Origin of the sequence: Achromobacter mucicolens, assembly GCF_029866465.1 — a bacterium.
GTDB lineage: Bacteria > Pseudomonadota > Gammaproteobacteria > Burkholderiales > Burkholderiaceae_B > Achromobacter > Achromobacter mucicolens.
The window spans coordinates 1,234,266-1,259,066 of record NZ_CP123364.1 but is presented as its reverse complement, the minus strand read 5'-3'; the positions used below and the strand labels follow the sequence as shown (position 1 = coordinate 1,259,066).

The following is a 24,801-nucleotide window of genomic DNA, read 5'->3' as shown; positions in this document are numbered from 1 at the left end:
GTGCAGCCCTACTTCGTTAGCGCGCGGCAGCGTCCAGGCTAGGAAACGCCCAGCAGCGCCTTCAGTCCGTCCTCATCCAGCACCGGCACGCCCAGTTCCTGGGCCTTGGTCAGCTTGCTGCCGGAATCTTCGCCCGCGACCAGATAGGCCGTCTTCTTGGACACCGAGCCGCTGACCTTGCCGCCTGCGGCCTGGATGTGCATCGAGGCCTCTTCGCGCGTCCAGTTGGGCAGCGTGCCGGTCAGCACGAAGGTCTTGCCGGCCAGCGTGGTGTCTTGCGGCGCGGCTTCGGCCACCGGGTTCACGCCCTGCGACTTCAGTTGCTCGATGACGTCGCGGTTGTGCTGCTCGGCAAAGAAATGCCGGATCGACGCGGCCACCACGGGCCCCACGTCCGGCACCGACGACAACGCGTCTTCATCCGCGTCCATGATGGCGTCGATGCTGCCGAAATGCCGCGCGACGTCCCGCGCCGTGGTTTCGCCCACGTGGCGGATGCCCAGCGCGAAGAGCAGCCGGGACAGGTTGGGCGAGCGCGCCTTCTCGATGGCGGCCACCAGGTTGTCCGCGGACTTCTGGCCCATGCGGTCCAGGCCCACGAGTTCCAGCGGACGCAGGCTGTACAGGTCTGCCAGTGTCTTGACGCGGCCGCTGTCCACCAACTGGTCCACCAGCTTTTCGCCCAGGCCTTCGATGTCCAACGCCTTGCGGCTGGCCGCGTGCCACAGCGTCTGCTTGCGCTGGGCGCCACAGAAAAGGCCCCCGGTGCAGCGCGCGATGGTCTCGCCTTCCAGGCGCTCGATGGCCGATTCGCAGACCGGGCATTGCGTCGGCATGACGAATTCCCGCGCATCGTCGGGCCGCTTTTCCAGCACCGGGCCCAGCACTTCGGGAATCACGTCGCCCGCACGCCGCACGATGACGGTGTCGCCAATGCGCACGTCCTTGCGGCGGATCTCGTCTTCGTTGTGCAGCGTGGCGTTGGTGACGGTAACGCCGCCCACGAACACGGGCTTGAGCCGCGCGACCGGGGTGATGGCGCCGGTGCGGCCCACCTGCACCTCGATGTCCACCAGCGTCGTGGTGGCTTCTTCGGCCGCGAACTTGTGCGCCAGCGCAAAGCGCGGCGCGCGCGCCACGAAGCCCAGCACCTTCTGCGCGGGCAGCGAATCAACCTTGTAGACCACGCCGTCGATGTCGTACGGCAGGGTGGCGCGCAAGGCGCCCACCTTGGCGTAGAAGTCCATCAGGCCTTGCGCGCCGGTTGCGCGATGGTTGTGCACCACATTGACCGGCAGTCCCAGCGAGGACAGCCACGCCAGCATGGCGCCGTGAGATTTCTCGGGCAGTTGCGACGCCTGCGCCGCGCCCGCGGAGGCTTCGTCAAACAAGCCGCTCTGCGAGCCGGGCAAGCCCTGGACCTCGCCCCAGCCGTAGGCAAAGAAACGCAGCGGCCGCTTGGCCGTGATGCGCGGATCGAGCTGGCGCAGGCTGCCTGCCGCCGCATTGCGCGGGTTGACGAAGACCTTTTCGTCGCGCTTGGCCTGCGCGGCGTTCAGCTTTTCGAAGTCGGCGCGGTTCATCAGCACCTCACCGCGCACCTCCAGCACCTTTGGGGCCGCGCCCTTCAACTGCAGGGGAATCGCCTTGATCGTGCGGATGTTGGACGTGACGTCCTCGCCGGTCTGGCCGTCGCCGCGGGTGGCGGCCTGCACCAGGCGGCCGTCCTCGTAGCGCAGGCTGATCGCCAGGCCGTCGAGCTTCAGTTCACAGAAGTAGTCCGGCTGCTGCGCGGGTCCCAGCATGCCGGCGCCGCGCAGCGTCTCGGTGACGCGGCGGTCGAAGGCGGCCACCTCTTCCTCGGAAAACGCATTGTTCAGCGACAGCATCGGCACCACGTGGTGCACGCTGCCAAACGCGGAGACTGGCGCCGCGCCCACGCGCTGCGTGGGCGATTCCGGCGTCACCAGTTCCGGGTGCTCGGCCTCCAGGGCCTGCAATTCGCGCATCAGCCCGTCGTACTCGGCGTCCGAGACGGAAGGCTCGTCGTAGACGTAGTAGCGGACGTTGTGCTGTTCGATTTCGGCGCGCAGGCGCGCCGCGGCTTGCGCCGGGTTCTCGCCGGACCTGCTTGCCATCAGGCAAACACCCGCTGGGCGCGCTCGCTGCCGGCGGGCAGACCCGCTTGTTCGAGTTGGCCGAAGAGAACCTGCAGGCGCTCGTCGATGACGGCTTCAGAGCCATCGGCCAGGGGCTTGCCCTGATCGTCGACCAGCTCGGCGCGCAGGCGCGACGCCAGGTCGCGGCCCACGTCGACCATGCGGCCAAAGGCTCGGGTGTCGGCCGGGCTGCACGGCACGTCCAGCAGCAGGTACAGGCGTTCGATGCCGCCCATGCCCGCGTCGAACGCCGCGCCGTCTGCGCGGGCCAGCGTGAAGCGGGCCACGCCGTTTTCGTTGGGCCACGCAAGGCGGTTGCCGTCGGCGACGAAACCGACGTCGCGCGCCACGGCCAGGACTTCGGCTGCCGGTTGGGCCGAGCCCAACAGCAGCGTCAGGCCAACCTGGGTGTCCAGTGCGGCGCAGGTGTCGTCCAGTCGGGCGCCCTGCTCCAGCACGGCCTGCTGGTCGGGGCCTTCGATCGTGGCGTCGAAGCGCTCGGCCATGTCCTGGGCACGCGCCCAGGCTTGCGACCATTCGATGGCGGTCAACGGGCCGCTGCGGTTGGCCAGCAGCACGGCCAGCTGCATGGAGGCATAGGATTCGCCGGGATGGACGCGCGCGCGGTGGCGGCGCTGGTCGGTTTCAGCGAACACGCGCATGGGCTTGCGGCCCACGTTGCGCAGGCTCTGCATGTAAGGCAGCAGATCCGCGCCGCGCACCGCGTCGGCAAAGTTGATCTCGATGACCACTTCGCACGCGGGATCGGGTTCTTCCGCGTCGTCGGCATCGCTGCCGGGATCGACGGGGGCCGGTTGGCCGGGCTGCGCGCGCGCGGGCTCACCGCCCATGCCGGGCTCGCGCCGGGCCACATTGGCCGTGGCGGCGCCCGCCGCCCCCGCGCCCAGCAACGGATCCTGTTCGGACGTGGGGAAGTGGCTCTGCATCTTGCGGCGCACGCGCCGGTCCTGCCACCAGTTGAATCCCAACACCAGCAGTATCAGCAAGACGCCCAGGGCTATCAGCCCGATCTGCAAATCACTCATGTATAAATCCCGCGCCTGGAAGGCGGCGCCTTTCTCAATATTGGGTTTATGCCGCTTCGGAGGCCATCATCTGGACGGCCGAATCTATGTCTACCGCAACGATACGCGAAACCCCTTGCTCTTGCATGGTTACACCGATCAATTGCTTTGCCATTTGCATCGCGATCTTGTTGTGCGAGATGAAGAGGAACTGTGTCTGCTCGCTCATGTTGGCGACCAGATTCGCATAGCGTTCGGTGTTGGCGTCGTCCAGCGGCGCGTCCACCTCGTCGAGCAGGCAGAACGGCGCGGGGTTCAGCTTGAACAACGCGAACACCAGCGCCGTCGCGGTCAGCGCCTTTTCGCCGCCCGACAGCAGATGGATCGTGCTGTTGCGCTTGCCCGGCGGCTGCGCCATCACCTGCACGCCGGCGTCGAGAATTTCTTCGCCGGTCATGCTGAGCTTGGCCTCGCCCCCGCCGAAGAGCTTGGGGAAGAGATCGCCGAAGTGGCCGTTGACGATGTTGAAGGTCTCTTGCAGCAGTTCGCGCGTCTCGCGGTCGATCTTGCGGATGGCGTCTTCGAGGGTCTCGATGGCGGTCATCAGGTCCTGGTGCTGGGAATCCAGGAAGCCCTTGCGTTCGCGCGAGGTGTTCAGCTCGTCGAGCGCGGCCAGGTTGACCGAGCCCAGCGCTTCGATCTGGCGCGAGATGCGGCCGACTTCCTGTTGCAGCCAGCTGGCGCGGCGCCATTCGTCGGGTTGGTTGGCCAGGAACTGGGCCAGCTCCTCGCGGTCGACTTCGCGCGCGTTGAGCTGCTCCGTGAACTGTTCTTCAGCCAGTCGCGCGGCCTGCTCCTGCAGTTGCAATTCCATGATGCGCGCGCGGCGCGGTTCCAGCGTCTGCTCCTGTTGCTGGCGGTCCTCGTCGGCGCCGCGCAGCAGGGCTGCCAGGTTTTCGAGTTCCTGGCGGGCGCGCGACAGCGCTTCCTCGCGCTCGGCGCGCATTTCCAGGGCATCCTGCAAGCCGGCCTGCGACGCGGACGCGTCAAGCTCCGCCAGGTCGCCCATCAACTGTTCCAGCTCGACCGCGCCGCGCTGGCTCTGGTCTGCGGCCAGCTGCTGGTTGCGCTGCAGGTCGGTGATGCGGACCTGGATGCCGCGTTCGGCGAATTCGGCTTCCTGGGCAGCGCGCTCCAGTTCGCGCAGACGGGTGCGGGCCGCCTCGGCTTGCGCCGCCAGCGTCTCGCCGTCCATCTCGGCATCGGCGAACTTGGACTGGTGCTCGGCGAGTTCTTCGTCCAACGCTTCGAAGCGGGCCTCGGCCTCTTCGCGCGTGGCGCGCAGGTCTTCTTCGTGCGCCTTGATTTCTTCCAGGTCCTGACGCAGGCGCGAGGCGCGTTCGCCGGACTGTTCGGCCTGCTGCTGCAGCCGCGAATGTTCCAGCTGAATGTCGTGCACGCGGCGCGTGACTTCGGCCACACGCGTGCGCGCCGGCGAGATGGCCTGGGACACCTGCTGCCAGGCGGCTTCGGCGCGGGCAACCGCGGCGCGGGCCTGGTCGGCGATCAGTTGCTGGGCCTTGATCTCGCGCTGCAGGTTTTCGATTTCCTGCTGGCGCGCCAGGAGGCCAGCCTGTTCCGAGTCGGGCGCATAGAAACGCACGCTGTGCGCGTCGATCAGGTGACCGGCCTTCACCACGCAGGCAGCGCCGGCGGGCAAGGTGGCGCGCAGGGCCAGGGCCTGGGTCAGGTCATTGGCCGTGTAGACGCCCGCCAGCCATTCGTTCAGCAGCGTGCGCAGGTCGGGATCGGTGATGCGCAGCAGGCTGGCCAGCGGCGTGAAACCTGCCGGCGCCGGCGGCGTGGGCGCGGCGGCGGGCAGTTGATAGAACGCCAGCCGGGCGGGCGGCGCATCGTCGGCAAAGGCGCGCGCCCAATCCAGATTGCGCACTTCCATGGAAGCCATGCGTTCGCGCAGCGCCGATTCCAGGGCGGTTTCCCAGCCCGGTTCAACGTGCAGCTTCTGCCACAGGCGCGACAATCCGGCGAGTTCGTGCTTGGCCAGCCAGGGTTCGAGCGCGCCCTGCTTCTGCACGTCGTCCTGCAGCTTGACCAGCGCGGACAGGCGGGCTTCCAGGCGGGCCAGGTTCTGGGCTTCGGTCTGGGCGGCGGCCTGGGCGCGGCTGCGCTCGGCGTCGGCCTCGGGCACGCGGCCCTCCAGGACGGCCAGTTCTTCCTGGGCGGCTTCGAGCTGGTCTTCGCCCGCGGCGCGGTCGCCGGCCAGTTGTTCCAGGCGCTCGGGGTCGGGGCTGTGCAGTTCGCGCAGTTCCTGTTGCAGGCGCTCGCGCCGCTGGTCCAGGGTCTGCATCTGGCGGTCGGCGTCGCGCTGGGTCTGCGCGACCAGCGCAAGGTTCTGCTCGACACGGGCCAGAGCCGCGCGCATCTCGTCGCGGCCGGCGGCGGCTTCGCGCACGCGCTGCTCGACCGAGGGCAGGCCCGCCTGCGCGTCTTCCGCGGTGGCGCGCGCCTCTTCGGTGCGCGCGGCGGCCGCGGCCAGGTCGTCTTCGGCCTGGGCGATCTGTTCGGTGCAGTGCTCGCGCTGGCTGGTCCATTCGGCGATCTGCTGCTGAAGCTGATCACGACGGGCCTGCAGGCGGTTGCGGGAATCGACGACGTGGCGGATCTCGGCTTCCAGGCGGCTGACCTGGGCGTTGGCCTCGTACAGGGCGCCCTGCGCGGTATGGACGGCGTCGCTGGCGGCGTAGTGGGCCTGGCGCCGGGATTCCAGCGCGGCCTCGCCCGCACGCAGCCCGGCAATGGCCGCTTCCAGTTCGTTCTGGGCCTGCGCCATTTCCTGCGCCTTCTTGGCGCGTTCCTCGCGGGCCCCGGTTTCCTTCAGCAGCCACAGCGAATGCTGCTTCTTTTCGCCGTCGGCCTGGAGCTCGCGGTAGCGGGTGGCCACTTCGGCCTGGGCTTCCAGCTTTTCGAGCTGGCTGTTCAATTCACGCAGGATGTCTTCGACGCGGGTCAGGTTCTCGCGCGTGTCGGACAGGCGGTTTTCGGTCTCGCGGCGGCGTTCCTTGTAGCGCGACACGCCGGCCGCTTCTTCCAGGAAGACCCGCAGTTCTTCGGGGCGGGCTTCGATCAGGCGGTTGATCATGCCCTGCCCGATGATGGCGTAGCCACGGGCGCCCAGGCCCGTGCCCAGGAAGATGTCGTGGATGTCGCGGCGGCGGACCTGCTGGTTGTTGACGAAATAGCTGCTGGTGCCGTCCCGGGTCAACACCCGGCGCACCGCAATTTCGGCGTAGCTGCTCCATTGGCCGGCAGCGCGCCCCTCGCTGTTGTCGAACACCATTTCGACCGAAGCCCGGGCGGCGGGCTTGCGGTTGCCCGAGCCATTGAAGATGACGTCCTGCATGGACTCGCCACGCAGTTCCGATGCCTTGGCTTCGCCCAGCACCCAGCGCACGGCGTCGATGATGTTCGACTTGCCGCAGCCATTGGGTCCCACCACGCCGACCAGCTGGCTGGGCACGGGGATGACGGTGGGGTCGACGAAGGACTTGAAGCCGGCGAGTTTGAGCTGAGTAAGGCGCACAGTACGATGACGACGGGGTGGGTTGAACGAAAGGCGTTAACGGACCTGCCGCACAGATTGCAAACCGGCCCAAGAAGGGCCGGCTCTCATATGGGTCGTATGATACCGCAGGCGGTCTCCACCCTGACCTTGGCGCCGGGCAACCCGCGGGCAAACGCGCAATGGCTCGGGGCAAGGGTCCGGCTATACTCCCTGACACTTTTTGGCACGACACATAATTTTCACGCGGACTGGCCAGCCTCTGGCCAAAGATCGGGGACATTCTTGAAACGTGGTTTCTATCTGGTCATGGCGGCGCAGGCCTTCTCGTCATTGGCGGACAACGCGCTGTTCATCGCAGCGATCGCGCTGATACAGGAGCTGCACGGTCCTGACTGGCTGGCCCCGATGATGAAATGGTCGTTCGCGCTGGCCTATGTCGTGCTGGCCGCGTTCGTCGGCGCCATCGCGGACTCCTACCCCAAGGGCCGCGTGATGTTCTCCACCAATGCCCTGAAGGTGGCCGGCTGTCTGCTGATGTTCTCGTACGCCAGCATCGGCGTCGCCCCCCAGTACCAGACCTGGCTGGTCTGCGCCGCCTACGGCGTGGTGGGCATCGGCGCGGCGGCCTATTCCCCCGCCAAGTACGGCATCGTGACGGAAATGCTGCCGCCCACCATGCTGGTCAAGGGCAACAGCTGGATCGAGGGCCTGACGGTCTTCTCCATCATCCTGGGCACCGTGCTGGGCGGCCTGCTGATCTCCTCGTCCGTTTCCACCGCCCTGCTCAGCCACTCCTTCATCGGCAAGCTGGTCCACACGCCGGCCGAGGCCGCCATCCTCGTCATCGCCTTCGTGTACCTGCTGGCGGCGCTGTGCAACCTGATGATTCCCCGCACCCACGTGCGTTATCCGCCGCAGCAGAAGAACCCCGTGCGCCTCGTGCGCACGTTCTGGGGCTATGTCTGCGTGCTGTGGAAGGACAAGCTGGGGCAGATCTCGCTGGCCGTCACCACCCTGTTCTGGGGCGCCGGCGCCACGCTGCAGCTCATCGTCATCGAATGGGGCCGCAGCCACCTGGGCTACCAGCTCGACAAGGCCTCGATGCTGATGGGCGTGGCCGCGCTGGGCACGGTGGTCGGGTCGATCCTGGCCGGCCGCATCCCGCTGCGCCGCGCGCTCGCCGTGCTGCCGGTCGGCGCCATGATGGGCCTGGTCGTGCTGCTGATGCCGCTGGTCTACCAGCCCTGGAGCGTCTATCTGCTGCTGTTGCTGACGGGCGGCCTGGCCGGTTTCTTCGTGGTGCCCATGAACGCCCTGCTCCAGCACCGCGGCCACGTGCTGCTGTCGGCGGGCCATTCGATCGCCGTGCAGAACTTCAACGAACAGCTCAACATCCTGCTCATGGTGGCCATGTACACGCTGCTGCTGTGGCTGGAACTGCCGATCAACGTGATCATCGTGATCTTCGGCTCTGTCGTGGCCGTGCTGATGGTGGTCTTCATGCGCTGGAGCAAGCGCAACATGCAGGCCAACCCCGACCTGCACGACCAGATCGGACAGGAAGGCCACGGCCGCGCACTGGATACCACCCACTAGGCCGCGCGCGCCAACCACTTGATCTTCCAGCAAAAAACCGGGCTCTCGCCCGGTTTTTTCATTTGCCGCCGGTCCGCTACAGTTCGCGGGCGGCCAGCTTCAGGTCCTGCCAGGCACGCGCCTTTTCTGACGGGCTGCGCAGCAGGTAGGCCGGGTGGTAGCTCACGACGACCGGAATCTGCGCGCCCTCGTCCGTCTTCAAGTGATGGACGCGGCCCCGCAGGCTGCCGATGGTGGCGTCCGTGCCCAACAGCGTCTGCGCGGCAAACCGCCCCAGCACCAGGATGCGCTCGGGTTTGAGCAACGCGATCTGCCGCATCAGATACGGGCTGCAGGCGGCGATTTCCTCGGGCTTGGGATTGCGGTTGCCCGGGGGACGGCACTTGATGACATTGGTGATGAAGACGTCCCGCTCGCGGCTCATGCCCACCGCCGCCAGCATGGCGTCCAGCAACTGGCCCGACCGGCCCACGAAGGGCTGGCCCTGGCGGTCTTCCTGTTCGCCGGGCGCTTCGCCCACCACCAGCCAACGGGTCGGCTGAGCGCCCTGGCCGACCACCGCATGACGGCGGCCCTGGCACAGGCCGCAGGCCGAACACGCCACGACCTGCGCGGCCAGCTGTTCAAGATTGGCGTCCTTGACGGCCTCGGCCACCGGAATGGGCGGTGGCGCTTCCTCCTGGACTTCGACCTTCGGCGCCGGCCGCGGCGGCGGGCCGGTGCGGTTCAGGATCGAGGCCGGAATGGCCGATGATGCGCGCCCGGATGGCGGCTCTGCCGGCGTGGCGGCGGGCTCGGAAACCTGGGCAGCCTGCGCGGGCGGCGCAATCGTTGGAACCGCAGAGGGCGATTCGGCCGGGGCCGGCGCGACGACGGCGGATTGGGGTGCCGCAGCGGGCGCGCCGCCGGACAGGGCCGAGGGCGCCGCCACGGGGGCCGGCGCCGATGCGCCGACAGCGGGCGCAACGGGCGTCTTGATGGCCGGCGCGGCAGGCGGCGTACGCAGCCACAGCCGCTCCATGCCGAGCTCGCGCAGCCAGATGCGCTGCAACGGGTTGATGCGGGGCGGCGCAGGGCGCGCCGCGGCGTCCACCGGGTTCATGCTTGGGCTCCGTCGGCGTGGCCAAAGCGCTTTTGCATGACGATGGCATCCTCGCGGCCGCCCTTGTCAGCCGGGTAATAACCACGGCGCACACCGATCTGCAGGTAGCCGTGGCCCTTATAGAAACTGATGGCCGAGGCGTTGGACGGCCGCACTTCCAGCAACAGCCCTTCCAGCCCCCGTTCGCGCGCCTGCTGTTCACACCAATCGAGCAGCACGCCGCCGAGCCCCTGGCGGTGCAGGTCCCGCGCCACCGCAATCACCAGCAGGTGCGCCACGTCGGGCGCATACATCAGCACGCAGAATCCGGCCAGTTTGCCCTCGCGCCGCAACGTCCAGGCGCCGTAGCCCGACGCCAGGGCGTCAGCGAAATTGCCGCGCGTCCAGGGAAACGCCTGAACTTGCGCCTCCAGCGCCACGACTTCCTCCAGGTCCGCCTGCGTCATGGGCTGCGGCACCGGCGTGGCGAGCGATGGCTGGGCTTTGGGATTGCCGCCCTCGCCACGCAGGCGCTCGGCGGTGGTGAACGCCACCTTGTCCCGCACATACAGGGGCGCGGCCAGCTCGGGCGCCAGGGTTTCGCCCCGCAGCCAGCCCTGGCGGGCAAGGCGCGCCACGCTGGCTGCCTGCGGCCGCTGGGCATCGACGGCACGGCGCCATTCGGCGGGCGCCGCCATATCGGCGGCGTACGCGTCCCAGGCATCGCCTGCCAGCAGCGGCGCGATCGGCTGCCCGGCCCGCGCCGACCAGATCGGCAAATGGTGCGCCGTCCAGGGCACGACCTCGGCGGCGGCGATCAGCATCGGCGCCTGCAGGGTTTCCCAGACGGATTCATCACCCGCCGCAGCGCTGCGGCGGTAGACTGCGAGATAGACCTCGTTCATGCGGGCGTCCAGCGCCACGACCAGGGCCTCACCAGGGGTGCCATCGACGTCCGCGGCCACGGCCTGGTGCGAAACAATAGGCAACACCGGGATGCCCAGCCCCAACGCCATTCCCTGGGCGACGCCGCAGGCCACGCGCAGGCCGGTGAAGCCGCCGGGCCCCTGCCCGAACGCCACGGCGTGCAGCCCCGATGCGGCGATGCCGGCCTCGGCAAGCAGCGCATCGGCCATAGGCAGTAGGCGCTCGGCGTGTTCCTGGGAACCTTCGTGTTCGCGGACGCTGATCTCCAGGCGGCCGTCGACCGCCCGCAAAAGGGCCACGCCACATCGTGACGACGAAGTTTCCAGTGCCAGCAGGTTTAGTTCCATAGATGCAGATTGTACGAAATAAGGCGCTGTTACCCCCGGGTGTAAGGGGGATTTCAACCAGGGATCGCAATGTGTAATATCTTGTGAACGCCCTCTAGCCCCCGGTTCTTGTCACTGTTACATTTCCGGCCATGAATACGCAAAACACCACCCCCACCCGAAAAATCCTCGTCGTTGACGACGATCCGCGCTTGCGCGATCTGCTGCGCCGGTACTTGTCCGAACAGGGATTCAACGTTTTCGTCGCCGAAGACGCCAAAGAGATGGGCAAACTCTGGCAACGTGAGCACTTCGACCTGCTCGTGCTGGACCTGATGCTGCCCGGGGAGGATGGCCTGTCCATCTGTCGCCGGCTGCGCGGTGGTCACGACAACACCCCCATCATCATGCTGACGGCCAAGGCGGAAGAAATCGACCGCATCGTCGGCCTGGAGATGGGCGCGGACGACTACCTGTCCAAACCCTTCAACCCCCGCGAACTGCTGGCCCGGATCAATGCGATTCTGCGCCGCCGCGGCACCGAAGAACATCCCGGCGCCCCCAGCCAGGAAAACGAATCCATCGCCTTCGGCCCCTACGTGCTGAATCTGTCCACCCGCACGCTCACGCGCAACGGCGAACAGGTGCCCATCACCACGGGTGAATTCTCGGTGCTCAAGGTCTTTGCGCGCCATCCGAAGATTCCCCTGTCGCGCGACAAGCTCATGGAACTGGCTCGCGGCCGCGAATACGAAGCCTTCGATCGCAGCCTGGACGTCCAGATCTCGCGTCTGCGCAAACTGATCGAGCCAAACCCGTCCAAGCCCGTATTCATCCAGACCGTTTGGGGTCTAGGATACGTGTTCGTCCCGGACGGTGGTAGCTGATCGGCTGGCCCGCCCCGGGCAGGAGCGCAGCGTCGTGCCGCGCCTGCGCAGAACATTCAGGAACCTGACATCACGTTTGCGGCTGGGCTTGTTCGGCCGCACGTTCCTTTTGCTCGCCGCGCTGATGCTCGTCAGCCTGGGCGCGTGGCTTCAAGTATTTTTCAGCATGGAGCTGGGACCGCGCGCCAATCAAATGGCGCAGCGGGTGATCACGGCCGTCAATATCACGCGCACCGCGCTGATCTATTCCCATAACGGCGAACGCAGCAAGCTCCTGCTCGACCTGGCCACCAACGAAGGCATTCAGGTCTATCCGCGCGAGGTCACCGACTTCGCCGAAGCCCTCCCCGACGACGACTACTGGCAGCGCGTGGCCCAGCACATCCGCACGCGCTTCGGCCCGGAAACGCAGATTGCCTGGGGCGTGAACCAGGTACCCGGCTTCTGGGTCAGTTTCCAGATCGAAAAGGACCTGTACTGGCTGGTATTCGAGCGCGAGCAGATTGGCCTGACAGGCGGCATTGAATGGCTGGGATGGGGCGCCACCGCGCTATTGCTGTCTCTGGTCGGCGCCGCGGTCAGTGTGGGATTCGTCAACCGGCCGCTCTCCCGTCTGGCGCGTGCGGCCCAGGTGCTGTCGCGTGGTGAAACACCCGCGCCGCTGCCCGAGCAGGGCCCGCTCGAGATCCGCGACCTGAATGCGTCGTTCAATCGCATGGCCAAGGATTTGCGGCAGGCCGAGGCCGATCGCGAACTCATGCTGGCCGGGATCTCGCACGATCTGCGCACCCCGCTTGCGCGCATGCGGCTGGAAATCGAACTGAGCGGCGTGTCCGAGGACGCGCGGCAGGCCATCGACGAAGACCTCGGCCAGATCGACCACAGCATCGGCCAGCTCATGGAATACGCGCGCCCGGCGGGCACGCTGCCGCAACTGGCCACCGACATTTCCGCCGTGCTTGCCGAACTGTATGAACGCGAGCGCAGCCATACCGCCTCGCTCGGCGGCGAACTGGAAGCCTCGCTCGAACCTGGCCTGCGCGCCCGCATCACCGCGCTGGACTTGAAGCGCATCGTCAGCAACCTGATCGAAAATGCGCGCCGCTATGGCCGCTCGCCCGACGATGGGATGGCGCACCTGAACATGACGCTGCAGGCCGAAGGCAGCATGATCGTCATCGAAGTGTCCGACCGCGGCCCCGGCATCGCGCCCGAAGACGTGGACCGCCTGCTGCGCCCGTTCTCGCGCGGCGAGGCCGCCCGCACCGGCGTCAGCGGCGCAGGCCTGGGTCTGGCCATCGTCGAGCGCCTGCTCAAGCACGTCGGCGGGTCGCTGCGCATGCTGCCGCGCGAGGGCGGCGGACTCACCGCACGGATAGAGCTGCCCAAAGCCAAGTTTAGGAATTATCAATTAGACAACGATAATCCATAGCGTAAAATTTGGGGTTTGAGGCGCTGCCTTATCTCCACCCAACAACTACGGGAGTAAACATGAAAACTGTTGGCGACAAACTCGAACCCTTCAAGGTCACCGGCGTCAAGCCCGGCTTCAACCAACACGAAGAAAACGGCGTGTCGGCGTTCGAAGACATCACCGAAAGCTCGTTCCCCGGCAAGTGGAAGGTGATCTACTTCTACCCGAAAGACTTCACGTTTGTGTGCCCGACCGAAATCGTCGGCTTCAACAAGCTGGCCAAGGATTTCGAAGACCGCGACGCCGTCCTGCTGGGCGGTTCGACCGACAACGAATTCGTCAAGCTGGCCTGGCGCCGTGAGCACCCGGACCTGAACAAGCTGGGTCACTACCAATTCGGCGACACCACCGGCGCCCTGATCGACCAACTGGGCGTGCGTGAAAAGGGTGCTGGCGTTGCCCTGCGCGCCACGTTCATCGTCGACCCGGACAACACGATCCAGCACGTTTCGGTGAACAACCTGAACGTCGGCCGTAACCCGGAAGAAGTGCTGCGTCTGCTCGACGGTCTGCAAACCGACGAACTGTGCCCGTGCAACCGTACGGTTGGCGGCGCCACGCTGTAATTTCCAGCCCGGTCCGGGGCCTGTCCGCAGGCCCTGCGCCGGGCATTAATTGCGCTAGATTATAGGTAAAAACTATGGAATTTCTTACGACCATTAAGGAACAGCTGCCGGATTGGGCCAAGGACATCCGCCTGAATCTGGACGCCGTGATTGCCCGCTCGACGCTGGCTCCCGAAGACGCCGTGGGCGCCGCCCTGTCCGCCGCGTACGCCGCGCGCAGCCCGGTGCTGGTCGAGGCCTTCAAGAGCGGCCTGTCGGAAGGCGACGCCAATGCCGCGCTGACCGCCTCCGCCCTCATGGGCATGAACAACACCTGGTATCCCTACGTGGAGATGACCGGCGACGCCCAGTTGAAGAGCCTGCCGGCCCAGTTGCGCATGAACGCCTACGCCACCCACGGCGGCGTGGAAAAGAAGCGCTTCGAGCTCTTCGCCCTGGTGGCTTCCATCATCGGCAAGTGCCATTTCTGCGTGGCTTCGCACTATGAGAACCTGAAGAACGACGGCCTGTCGACCGAACAGCTGCGCGACGCCGGCCGGATTGCCGCCGTCGTCAACGCCGCCGCGCTGGCGCTGGCCGCCCAAGGCAAGTAAGCGCCCCTCGCTGGCAAAAAAAAGCCCGCCTGCATGATGCAGGCGGGCTTTTCCTTTTGGCTGTCGTGTAGCGCGCTATTTGCCGGCGGCGGGCTTGACCGGCGCGGTCGGCAGGCCGTTGGCGGTCCACGCCTCCATGCCGCCCCGATACCAGTAGGCGCGCCAACCCAGGGTCCCCGCGCGCAGCGCCGCGTTGTAGGAGGATCGGTCGTTCATGCCCGCGCCCATGAACACGATGGGCGTGTCGCGCCGGTCTCCGGTGTTCTTCTTCAGCCAGGCGTCCAGCGCGCCTTGCAGGTGGTCCGCGACGCTGCCGTCCGACCCGGCGTCGGACAGCGGATAGGCGATGGGCAGCGTCTCCCGTAGCCCGCTGGTGTCGATGATGAGAATGTTCTTATCGTTGTTGATCAACCGCACCAGCTCCGGCGTCGTGATGATGTCGGCGCGCGTGTGCTTGTTGGGCGTTGGCCCCCGATACGGCGACGAGAACAGCAGGTTCGTCGGCGGCACGCCGTAGTCCTTCAGCTCGTCGAAGGCGCCGGCGGGCAGCGCCGGCATGCCCTGCCCCGCCGCGGGCGGTTGCCGCGGCGCAGTCGGCGCGCCGCCATCCTTGGCGACGACCTCGCCGCCCACCGTGCCCATCTCAATGTCCGAAACCATCACCGCGATGTTCTCGATGAGGTCATAGCACATCGTGATCGACCCCTCGCGCGGGTTGTACCAGGCGTTCAACTGGCCGCAATCCTTGAACACCACGTTCACCGGCCTCGGCAGCACGTAGGTCTGGCCGAGCAGCTTGATGTTGTTGGTGATGGCCTCGGACAGGTTGTTCGCGAACAGGTTGCCGATCTTGCGCTTGGATGGCTCGAACACCACGTTGACCGGCGCGCCGGGCGCGTTGGCCGGCTGCAGGCCGTCGGGCGTCCAGGCGCCGACCCGCGTGTGCGGTGCCAGCAGCCGGCGCCACGCGCGGTTCTGCTTGTTGAATTCGTCCGTGCACCGCGCTTTGGTCCGGTCCTCGAAGCCAACGTGCTTGGCCACCGGTTCGAACACCGCGGGATTGCCGCCGTACATGATGCACAGCATGTTGCGAAAGCGCTTCAAGTCGCCCGTGTGCTCGTCCTGCCAGGCCGAATTTGCCGAGGCGCCGCGCTTTTCCGCCAGCTTGCCGCTGTAGTACCACTGCAGCGCGGCATAGGTCGCGGCCTCGCGGGCCATGGTGTTCAGGTCCTCGTCCTTGGTCGGATACATGGTGGGCTCGACGATCTGCAACGCCGAGTACATGTCGACCGCGTCTTCCTCGGCGCCCGTCGCCGGCAACTCCAGCTCGCCGATCAGCGCGTGGCCAAACTCGTGCAGGAAGATGCTGCGCATGATCCCGACGTAGACCCCGACGATGCGCAACGTATCGCCGCCAAATCGCGGATAGGGGCCCGCGCCCGGCAAGCCGGGGGCGTTGTTGGCGGGCGTGCGGGTGGCGGGCGTGTTGTTGGCTGTCGTGTTATTGGCGGGCGCGGGAGGCGGCGCCGCCGACGGCACGCGCGGCGCACCCGCCCCCGCGCCGCCTTGCGCGCCGGACCCGGCGGGCTTGGCAGCCACGTCCGACACGATCATGAAATCGGCAATGCCGAACGTGCCTTCGTCGTACGCCATGATGCCGATCTCGCTGCCCAGCGCGGGCTCGTTCTCGATATCGGCAATTTTCTGGCCATTGACCAGGAAACGCGCGGCGCCGGGCACTTCCACCACTCTGATGCGGTCGGTGCCGTCCAGCTTGGCCACGTTGGGCACGGAGGCGATGTCGCGGCGCGTCTGGCCCTCCAGACAGAACAGCATCGTGTTGCGGTCCGCCCGGATCTCCAGGAGGCACAGGCTCTTGCGCGCGTTGTTGTTCAGCGCAATGCCGATGGACGCCTTGGGACTCTTCGAGTTGACCATCACGTTGACATCGGTGATGCGGCCCGTCTCGGGCGCGGGCCCCGGATTGATGTAGAACGTCTGCTCGCCGCCGGGCACATCGCTATTGCGCAACGTGAACCAGCCGTCCTGCTCTCCGACGTGCCAGCCCTGCAAAAGCTGCTGTTTGACGGTGCCTGCCAGTGGGCCGAGCTGCTTCTCATACGCCGCGTGCGCGGTGGTAGCAAAAGCGGCCAGCACGAAAAATAGCCCCGCGCCACGGAATCGCATCTGAATGTCCCTGATTAGTCAGATTTCAAGTCGCGCAGCGTATGTCAGATCAAACCGGTCCGCTTATTCATTTGTTAAAGATGTATTCCAACGTAAAAGCCGCCCGGGCTGGCGGCACGGACGGCTTTCGATTTGGGGGCAGGCGTGGCGTTCGCGCCACGGAACCGGTGGCGCGTCAGGAATCCGCGCGCGCCAGCAGCGCGACCACCGTCGCCGCGATGCCTTCCTTGCGGCCCAGAAAGCCCAGCCCTTCGTTGGTCTTGGCCTTGATGTTGACTTCGGTCTCTGCCAGCCCCGTATCGGCGGCAATGTTCCTCACCATGGCCGGCGCGTGCGGGCCGATCTTGGGCGCCTGCGCATGCAGCGTGGCGTCGATATTGACCGGCGCCCAGCCCGCCTGGCGCACGCGCGCCATGGCTTCGCGCAGCAGGACGCGGCTGTCGGCCCCCTTGAAGGCCGGATCGGTGTCGGGAAAGTGCCGGCCGATGTCGCCCAGCCCCGCCGCGCCCAGCAGCGCGTCGGTGATCGCGTGCAGCAGCACGTCCGCATCGGAATGCCCCAAAAGGCCGTGCGTATGCGGAATCGTGACCCCGCCGATGATCAGCGGCCGGCCTTCGACCAGCGCGTGCACGTCAAAGCCCTGCCCGACGCGAAAAGGAATGCTCATAGCCATTTTTCCATCAGTTCAAAATCGTCCGGCCAAGTCACCTTGAAATTGCGCATCGACCCCGTGACCAGCAGCGGCGCATAGCCGGCGGCCTCGATGGCCGAGGCCTCGTCGGTGACGATGACGCCATTCACGGATGCCGCGGTCAGCGCATCGCGCAGCACGCCTGCCCGGAACATCTGCGGGGTCTGCGCCAGCCACAGGCCATTGCGGTCCAGTGTGCGCTCGACCCGCTGGTGCCCGCCCTTGACCGTGTCGGCCACCGGCAGGGCCAGCAAACCGCCCACCGGATCGGCCAGGCAGGCATCGATCAGCCGCGACAGCGCCTCGGCAGGCAAGCCGGGGCGAGCCGCGTCGTGTACCAGCACCCAGGTGTCGTCAGCGACCTCGCTGTCGGCAAGCGCGCCGGCGACCGTATCGGCGCGCGTCGCGCCGCCGCAGGCACGCCAGACAGTGCGCGGCAGGCCAGCAAGCGCGGCATTGACCCAGCCGTCGCCCGGGCTGACCGCCACCCGAACCTCGGACACGCGCGCGTCGGCCAGCAACGCGCTGACCGCATGCCGCAGCATGGGCTGTCCGGCCAATGGACGGTATTGCTTCGGAACGGCCTCGTGTCCGGGCCGGCTGGCGCGGGCGCCGACACCGGCGGCGGGCACGATTGCGATGATTGCGTCAGACATGGTGCGGAGATTTTATAATCGTTCGCTTGATGTCCGCTTCCAGCCTGATGCCCGCCCCTTCCTCCTCCGCCACGGCCGCCCCTCCCGTCCCCGCCACGGTTCCCACCCTGTCCGCGCTGAAGCCCGGCACGCGCTACGCGCAGCCCAGGCCGCCGGGTTCCGGCGACGCCTGGCTGCTGGCGGATCTGGCCCGCCAGGCCGGCGGCCCGCTGGTCATCCTGACGGCCGAGCCCCTGGAAGCGCAGCGCCTGGCCGAGGAAATCCAGCTGTTCGCGCCCGGTCTGCGCGTGCGGCAGCTGCCCGACTGGGAAACGCTGCCCTACGACGCGTTCTCGCCGCACCAGGACCTGATTTCGGAGCGCCTGCACACGCTGCATTCGCTGATGATGAAGACGGTGGACGTGCTGACCGTGCCCATCACCACGGCGCTGTACCGGCTGGCGCCGCCCTCGTTCCTGGCCGCTTACACGTTCTCGTTCAAGCAGAAGGACCGCCTGAACGAAGCGGCGCTGCGCGCGCAGCTCACGCTGGCCAATTACAACCACGTCACCCAGGTGACCGCGCCCGGCGAATTCTGCCTGCGCGGCGGCCTGATCGACCTGTTCCCGATGGGCTCGGTGGTGCCGTACCGCCTGGACCTGTTCGACGACGAAATCGAGACCATCCGCAGTTTCGACGTGGACACCCAGCGCAGCCTGTACCCCGTGCGCGAGGTCCAGCTGCTGCCAGGCCGCGAATTCCCGATGGACGAGGACGCGCGCAACCGGTTCCGCGCGCGCTTTCGGGAAATTTTCGAAGGCGATCCCTCGCGCGCCCTGCCCTACAAGGACATCGGCAACGGCATCCCCTTTGCCGGCGTCGAGTACTACCTGCCGCTGTTCTTCGAAGAGACCGCCACGCTGTTCGACTACGTGGCCGAAGGCACGGTCATGGTCACGGTCGGCGACATCGACGACGCGATCCAGCGCTTCAACCAGGACACGGCCAGCCGCTACGGCTTCTTGAAGAGCGATCGCGAGCGTCCCGTGCTGCCGCCCTCGGCTTTGTTCCTGGATAACGAATCGCTGTATGGCCGGCTGAAGGCCTTTCGCCGCCTGTCGCTGACTGCCGGCCAGCCGCACCCCGACTTCCGGGCCGCGCCCGATGTCAGCGTGGCGCGCCGCGCCGAGGATCCGATCGCCAAGCTGCGCACGCTGGTGCAGACGGGCCAGACCCGCGTGCTGCTGTGCGCCGATTCCGCGGGGCGCCGCGAAACCTTGGTGCAGATGCTGCACGAGTTCGGCGTCACGCCTGACGCGCAGCCCGAGACCATCGAGGCCTTCCTGGCGTCGGACGCGCATTTCGGCATCGTCGCCTCGCCGCTGGGCGTGGGCTTCCAGCTGCCGGACGCGAACCTCGCCTTCCTGACCGAAAACGACCTCTACCCCGGATTGGCAACGCCGGGACGTCGCGGCAAGCGCGACCAGGAGCGCGCCAGCAACGTCGAAGCCATGGTGCGCGACCTGTCCGAGCTGCGCGAGGGCGATCCCGTCGTCCACGCCCAGCACGGCATCGGGCGCTACCACGGCCTGGTCAACATGGACATGGGCGAAGGCGAGATGGAGTTTCTTCATCTTGAGTACGCCAACGGCAGCACGCTGTACGTGCCGGTGTCGCAGCTGCACGTGATCGCCCGCTACAGCGGCGCGGATCCGGAAGCCGCGCCGCTGCACCAGCTGGGCTCGGGGCAATGGGACAAGGCCCGCCGCAAGGCAGCCAAGCAGGTGCGCGACACCGCCGCGGAACTGCTGGCGCTGTATGCGCAGCGCGCCGCGCGCGAAGGCTTTGCGTTCAACCTGCCGCTGAACGACTACGAGGCCTTTGCCGAGGGCTTCGGCTTCGAAGAGACGGCAGACCAGGCCGCCGCGATCCAGGCCGTCATCAGCGACATGACCTCGGGCCGCCCGATGGACCGCCTGGTCTGTGGCGACGTCGGCTTCGGCAAGACGGAAGTCGCGCTGCGCGCCGCCTTCCTGGCCGTCGCCAATGGCAAGCAGGTGGCGCTCTTGTGCCCCACCACCCTGCTCGCCGAGCAACACGCCCAGACCTTCACCGACCGATTCGCCGACTGGCCCGTACGCGTGGTGGAACTGTCGCGCTTCCGCTCGGCCAAGGAAGTGTCGGCCGCCATCGAAGGCATCAACGACGGCCGGGTCGACATCGTCATCGGCACGCACAAGATTCTGTCGAAAGATGTGAAGTTCAAGCGGCTGGGTCTGGTCATCATCGACGAGGAGCACCGTTTCGGCGTGCGCCAGAAGGAAGCGCTCAAGTCGCTGCGGGCCGAGGTCGACGTCCTGACGCTCACCGCCACGCCCATTCCCCGCACGCTCGGCATGTCGCTGGAAGGCATCCGCGACTTCTCCGTCATTGCGACGGCGCCGCAGAAGCGCCTGGCCATCAAGACCTTCGTGCGGCGCGAAGATGGCAGCACGCTGCGCGAGGCCCTGCTGCGCGAACTCAAGCGCGGCGGCCAGTGCTACTTCCTGCACAACGAGGTCGAGACCATCCACAACCGCCGGGCGCGCCTGGAAGAACTGGTGCCCGAAGCCCGGATCGCCGTCGCACACGGCCAGATGCCCGAGCGCGAACTCGAACAGGTGATGAAGGGCTTCTACCAGCAGCGCTACAACGTGCTGCTGTGCACCACCATCATCGAAACCGGCATCGACGTGCCCAGCGCCAACACCATCGTGATCCATCGCGCCGACCGCTTCGGCCTGGCGCAGCTTCACCAGTTGCGCGGACGCGTCGGGCGCTCGCACCATCAGGCCTACGCCTACCTGCTGACGCCGGGCGAGGACGCCATCACCAGCAACGCCAAGAAGCGGCTGGAAGCCATCCAGGCCATGGAAGAGCTCGGCTCGGGCTTTTACCTGGCGATGCACGACCTCGAAATCCGGGGCACCGGCGAAGTGCTGGGCGACTCGCAGTCGGGCAACATCCAGGAAGTGGGCTTCTCGATGTACAACGAGATGCTCAACGAGGCCGTGCGCGCACTGCGCGCTGGCGAAGAGCCCGACCTGGACGCGCCCTTCAACCTGGCGTGCGAGGTCAACCTGCACGCCCCGGCGCTGCTGCCTTCCGATTATTGCGCCGACGTGCATGCGCGCCTGGCCATCTACAAGCGGCTGGCGCACGCCGCCGACGAAGACGACCTGATCCACATCCAGGAAGAACTGATCGACCGCTTCGGCAAGCTGCCGGAAGCGGCCCAGACCCTGCTGGCCACGCACCGCCTGCGCCTTGCGGCCCAGCCGCTGGGCATCGTCAAGATCGACGCCAGCGAAGCGCAGGCCCTGATCCAGTTCGGCCCCAAGACCTCGGTCGATCCGGCCCGCATCATTGACCTCGTCCAGCGGCAGCGGCACATCAAGCTGGCCGGACAGGACAAATTGCGCGCCGAGATCAAGGCCCCCCTCATTCCCGCCAGGGCCGACGCCGTGCGCGCCGTCCTGCGTGCGCTCAAGTAACCCCGACTCTCCTTCCCATCCGCCATGACTACCCACAATCTCGTCGTTCAATCCCCCGGCCTCGCCATCGAACATGCGGAGCAGCTTGCCGCGCTGGCCCAGGCCCAGGGCGTGGCGCGCATCAGCAACACCGCGGCGCGCCTGCTCGACGTACAGCACGACGACGAGACGCGCGCGGTGGTTTGCGCCTTCGCCGAGGCGCGCGGCGTGGACGCCGCCTTCGTGCCTGCCGGACTAAAGCTTGCCCACTGCAAGGTCCTGGCCATGGACATGGACTCGACCCTGATCAACATCGAATGCATCGACGAGATCGCGGGCGTGGTCGGCGTGAAAGACAAGGTGTCGGAGATCACCGAGGCCGCCATGCGCGGCGAGATCAAGGATTTCGCCGAAAGCCTGCGCCGGCGGGTCGCGCTGCTGAAAGGCGCGCCGGCTGGCGCGCTGGACCAGGTCTACGAGGAAAAGCTGCGCTTGAACCCGGGCGCCGAACGCCTGATCTCCACGGCCCAGGCCGCCGGCATCAAGGTGCTGCTGGTGTCGGGCGGTTTCACCTTCTTCACGGAGCGCCTGCGCGCGCGCCTGAACCTGGACAGCGCCCACGCCAACACGCTGGAAATCGAAGACGGCGTGCTCACCGGCCGCGTGCTGGGCGACATCCTGGACGCCGACGCCAAGGCCACCCACCTGCGCGACTTCGCGCGCACGCACGGCGCCTCGACGGATCAGATCATCGCAATGGGCGACGGCGCCAACGACCTGAAGATGCTGGCCAACGCCGGCTTTCCGGTGGCCTACCACGCCAAACCGCTGGTGCGTCAGCAGACGCGCTACGCGCTGAACGTCTCGGGATTGGACGGCGTGTTGAACTGGTTCGAGAGCTGATCCTGCCTCAAAGGTCTCCCCAAAGGTGTCTGACACCCTGGGGAGATGGCCGTCAGCTTGCGGCAGCGTCCCAACGGGTGTCAGACACCGTGCTCACACCGCGCTGCAACGCGAGCAGCCACCGCCCAAAAGCAAAAGCCACCTCACAACGAGGTGGCTTTTTTCATGCAAGCAGGCGCCGCTGACGCGGCGCCCCGCCATCAGTACCGCACGCGCAGGGACAGCAGCGCCGCCCGGCCCGTGCCCAGCGCCGCGTAGTGCGCGGCGTAGGCCTTGGTGTAGTACGTTTCGTCGAAGATGTTCAGCACGTTCAACTGCGCCGAGAAGTGCTCGTTGAACTCATAGCCGGCCATCGCGTCGAAGCGCCAGTACGACGGCACCCAGCGCGCCTTGGGCGTGCCGTCGGCGTTCTTCGTGGCGTCCGAGTTGCCGTACACCTTGTCGACGTAGTACGCGCCGCCGCCGACCGTCAGCTTGGGCAGGACCTTGTAGGTCGTCCACAGGCTGAAGGCGTTGCGCGGCGTGTTGGGCAGGTCCTGGCCGACGGCGCCGCTGTTGTAGGCGCCCTTGGTCATTTCGCTGTCCATGAAGGTGTAGCCGCCGAACACATTCCACTTCGGCGTGATGGCGCCCGAGAATCCCAGCTCGATGCCGCGCACCTTGGCTTCGCCCACTTGCGCCACTTCGGTCGCCGACACCGCCACGCTGGTGTTCTTGCGGATGTCCTGGAACGCCGCGGCCGACAGCGTCAGCTTGTCATCGAACACCTGCCACTTCGTGCCCAGCTCCACCGTGCGGCTCTTTTCCGGTTCCAGCGAAGACGTCGACAGCGAGGTCGCATCGCTGATCGCTCCGCCAGCAATGGCGGACGGCGTCGACGAGGTGCCGTAGGTCGCGTAGATCGTGCCGTTGGGCACGGGCTTGTACGCCAGGCCGACCTGGTAGTTAAAGAGATTGTCCTCACGGCTCGTGCTGTAGAACGCGGGGGTGCTGGACGGATCGTTGCGGCCGCGCGCGATGTTGCTGCCGCTGGTGCGGTAGTTGTCCCACCGTGCGCCCACGCTGGCTTGCCACTGTTCGTTGAACTTGATGGTGTCAAAGCCGTAGAGGGCCAGCGTGTCCGTGTTGTAGACGGCAGGATTGTTGTTGCGGGTCAGCCTGCCGGTGTAGTCGTCGTGGGGATTCGGATCCCACAGCGACGTGCACAGCGCCGGGTTCGACAGGTCCGTGGCGCTGACCTTGCAGTTCATCGGGCCTCGCGCGATCGTCTGGGTGTAGCTGTCCTTGTCCTGCTTGATGTTGCTGTACTCGAAGCCCAGGTCGAACGAGTGCTTCAGGCTGCCGGTCTCGAATTCGCCCGTCAGGTCCGTCTGGTTGGCGAACGTCTTGGTGACGTAATAGCCGGACTTGAGCGCGCGATACACCAGCCCGTTCGGGATGTTGCCCTTGCTGTCGTCGGGATTGGTCGCCGCGAAATCCGTCGTGCCGCGGCCATAGCGCGTTACGTTGCGCAGTTGCAGCTTGTCCGAGAAGTCATGCTGGAAGTCCACGGTGGCGACATCATCGCGGGTCTTCATGAAGTCGCGGCCGGTCAGGCCGTAGAACGACTTGCGGCTCACGCCCATGGTCTCCGTCACCGGCTGACCCGACTTCGGGTCATACGGAATGGAGTAATCGGGCATGCTGTCGTCCTGATAGTGGTAGTAGCTCAGCGTGATGCGCGTCGGCGTGCCCACGCCCAGCATCAGCGACGGCGCCACGCCCCAGCGCTCGAAGTCCACTGCGTCATCGCGGCCCGGCGTGTCGCCCTTGTTGCCCATCACGTTCAGACGGAAAGCCGCCTTCTCGCCCAATCGCCAGTTGCTGTCGATCGTGGCGCGGTAGTTGTTGTCCGTGCCGATCTGCGCCGTGGCTTCGGTGAAGTCCGTGGCCTTTGGCGTCTTGCTGACCATGTTGATGCTGCCGCCCGCGCCGCCGCGGCCGGAGTACACCGAATCCGGTCCCTTGATGATCTCGACCTGCTCCAGATTGAAGGTATCGCGCACCTGCGTGCTGCTGTCGCGGATGCCGTCCAGGAAGATGCTGCCGGCCGAATTCTGGCCGCGAATGATGGGCAGGTCACCGCCTGGACGGCCGCCCTCACCCGCGCCGAAGGTGATCCCCGGCGAGTTGCGCAGCACGTCCTGCAGCGTGGATGCCGCCTGATCCTGGATCACCTGCTGCGGCACAACCTGCACCGTGCGCGGCGTGTCCAGCAACGGCGCCGTCATCTTGGGAGACTGCGCGGTCGACGTCTGGTACGACGAGCTTTCGCCCTCCACGCGGACGGGCGACAACTGCGTCACGCCGCTGTCAGCGGACTGCGCTGCGGCATAGGGACTGACGAACAACGCTGGGGCGGCAATCGCAGCAGCCAGCGACGTGGCGAGCGTATTCAGCGAATACGAATCTTGGGGCTTCAATCCAGCTTCTCCAGAATGTAAATAGCAACGATTCTTGTTTTTTTGTCGTTTGCGATTCTGAACCCTGACGCTGAATGAAACCTGAATGACAGGCTGTTGATGATCTAAAAGATGAAAAAACAACAGAGTTGATCTGCCGCAAATGCGAAACGGTCGGAGATTCGAATCGGGGGCAGATCAACGGTGGGATCCGG

At 66.6% G+C, this 24,801-nt stretch carries 16 protein-coding genes; 7 read left to right on the top strand and 9 right to left on the bottom strand.

Features of this window, described 5'->3' with window-relative positions:
• Positions 1–38: 38 nt before the first annotated feature.
• The 3 genes from ligA to smc are packed head-to-tail and all read right to left on the bottom strand — an operon-like array spanning position 39 to position 6,785.
• Positions 39–2,138: an NAD-dependent DNA ligase LigA gene (gene ligA / locus QEP15_RS05670; protein WP_280148551.1), complete on the bottom strand. Its 2,100-nt coding sequence runs from the start codon at positions 2,136–2,138 to the stop codon at positions 39–41.
• Positions 2,138–3,205, bottom strand: a complete 1,068-nt coding sequence (locus QEP15_RS05665) for a cell division protein ZipA C-terminal FtsZ-binding domain-containing protein (RefSeq protein WP_217617741.1) — start codon at positions 3,203–3,205, stop codon at positions 2,138–2,140. Before QEP15_RS05665 ends, ligA begins: the two co-directional genes overlap by 1 nt.
• Before the next feature lie 46 nt (positions 3,206–3,251).
• Entirely contained in the window at positions 3,252–6,785 is a 3,534-nt protein-coding gene (gene smc / locus QEP15_RS05660) for a chromosome segregation protein SMC (protein WP_056321768.1), read from the bottom strand.
• A 264-nt stretch (positions 6,786–7,049) separates the two neighbouring features.
• Between smc and lplT the strand changes: the two genes are divergently transcribed.
• Positions 7,050–8,363 (top strand): lysophospholipid transporter LplT, encoded by a 1,314-nt coding sequence (gene lplT, locus QEP15_RS05655; protein ID WP_056321765.1) that lies wholly within the window; start codon positions 7,050–7,052, stop codon positions 8,361–8,363.
• A 76-nt stretch (positions 8,364–8,439) separates the two neighbouring features.
• Here lplT and QEP15_RS05650 read toward each other — a convergent pair whose 3' ends face one another.
• Together QEP15_RS05650 and tsaB are read right to left on the bottom strand one after the other, a co-directional pair.
• On the bottom strand, positions 8,440–9,465 hold the full coding sequence (locus QEP15_RS05650) for a uracil-DNA glycosylase (RefSeq protein WP_152383676.1): 1,026 nt from the start codon (positions 9,463–9,465) through the stop codon (positions 8,440–8,442).
• A complete protein-coding gene (gene tsaB / locus QEP15_RS05645; protein ID WP_280148550.1) occupies positions 9,462–10,718 on the bottom strand; it encodes a tRNA (adenosine(37)-N6)-threonylcarbamoyltransferase complex dimerization subunit type 1 TsaB in 1,257 nt (418 codons plus the stop codon). The genes QEP15_RS05650 and tsaB overlap by 4 nt, the downstream gene beginning before the upstream one ends.
• A gap of 131 nt (positions 10,719–10,849) precedes the next feature.
• Here tsaB and risA point away from each other — a divergent pair, with 131 nt between their 5' ends.
• The 4 genes from risA (at position 10,850) to QEP15_RS05625 (ending at position 14,217) form a co-directional block, all read left to right on the top strand.
• Positions 10,850–11,584, top strand: coding sequence for a response regulator transcription factor RisA (gene risA, locus QEP15_RS05640; protein WP_003813882.1), 735 nt, complete (start codon positions 10,850–10,852; stop codon positions 11,582–11,584).
• 34 nt (positions 11,585–11,618) lie between these two features.
• On the top strand, positions 11,619–13,016 hold the full coding sequence (risS, locus tag QEP15_RS05635; protein ID WP_056321757.1) for a sensor histidine kinase RisS: 1,398 nt from the start codon (positions 11,619–11,621) through the stop codon (positions 13,014–13,016).
• A 59-nt stretch (positions 13,017–13,075) separates the two neighbouring features.
• Positions 13,076–13,624, top strand: a complete 549-nt coding sequence (locus QEP15_RS05630; protein ID WP_006217982.1) for a peroxiredoxin — start codon at positions 13,076–13,078, stop codon at positions 13,622–13,624.
• A 74-nt stretch (positions 13,625–13,698) separates the two neighbouring features.
• Complete coding sequence (locus tag QEP15_RS05625; RefSeq protein ID WP_042796792.1) at positions 13,699–14,217, top strand: carboxymuconolactone decarboxylase family protein; 519 nt, start codon at positions 13,699–13,701, stop codon at positions 14,215–14,217.
• A 75-nt stretch (positions 14,218–14,292) separates the two neighbouring features.
• Here the strand turns inward: QEP15_RS05625 and QEP15_RS05620 are convergent, their stop codons facing one another.
• The 3 genes from QEP15_RS05620 to ispD all read right to left on the bottom strand — a co-directional run bounded on the left by QEP15_RS05620 (position 14,293) and on the right by ispD (position 17,751).
• A complete protein-coding gene (locus tag QEP15_RS05620) occupies positions 14,293–16,404 on the bottom strand; it encodes a DUF4344 domain-containing metallopeptidase (protein ID WP_217617742.1) in 2,112 nt (703 codons plus the stop codon).
• 175 nt (positions 16,405–16,579) lie between these two features.
• Positions 16,580–17,071, bottom strand: a complete 492-nt coding sequence (gene ispF / locus QEP15_RS05615) for a 2-C-methyl-D-erythritol 2,4-cyclodiphosphate synthase (protein ID WP_152383672.1) — start codon at positions 17,069–17,071, stop codon at positions 16,580–16,582.
• Positions 17,068–17,751 carry a 2-C-methyl-D-erythritol 4-phosphate cytidylyltransferase gene (gene ispD / locus QEP15_RS05610; protein ID WP_217617743.1) on the bottom strand — a complete coding sequence of 228 codons (684 nt, stop codon included), beginning with the start codon at positions 17,749–17,751 and terminating at the stop codon, positions 17,068–17,070. The genes ispF and ispD overlap by 4 nt, the downstream gene beginning before the upstream one ends.
• Positions 17,752–17,780: 29 nt before the next feature.
• On the opposite strand from ispD, the gene mfd reads away from it, so the two are divergent.
• Positions 17,781–21,263: a transcription-repair coupling factor gene (gene mfd / locus QEP15_RS05605; RefSeq protein WP_217617744.1), complete on the top strand. Its 3,483-nt coding sequence runs from the start codon at positions 17,781–17,783 to the stop codon at positions 21,261–21,263.
• Between the two features lie 24 nt (positions 21,264–21,287).
• On the top strand, positions 21,288–22,145 hold the full coding sequence (gene serB / locus QEP15_RS05600) for a phosphoserine phosphatase SerB (protein ID WP_280148549.1): 858 nt from the start codon (positions 21,288–21,290) through the stop codon (positions 22,143–22,145).
• 200 nt (positions 22,146–22,345) lie between these two features.
• Here serB and QEP15_RS05595 read toward each other — a convergent pair whose 3' ends face one another.
• Positions 22,346–24,607: a TonB-dependent receptor gene (locus QEP15_RS05595; protein WP_226848390.1), complete on the bottom strand. Its 2,262-nt coding sequence runs from the start codon at positions 24,605–24,607 to the stop codon at positions 22,346–22,348.
• Between the last annotated feature and the right edge of the window lie 194 nt (positions 24,608–24,801).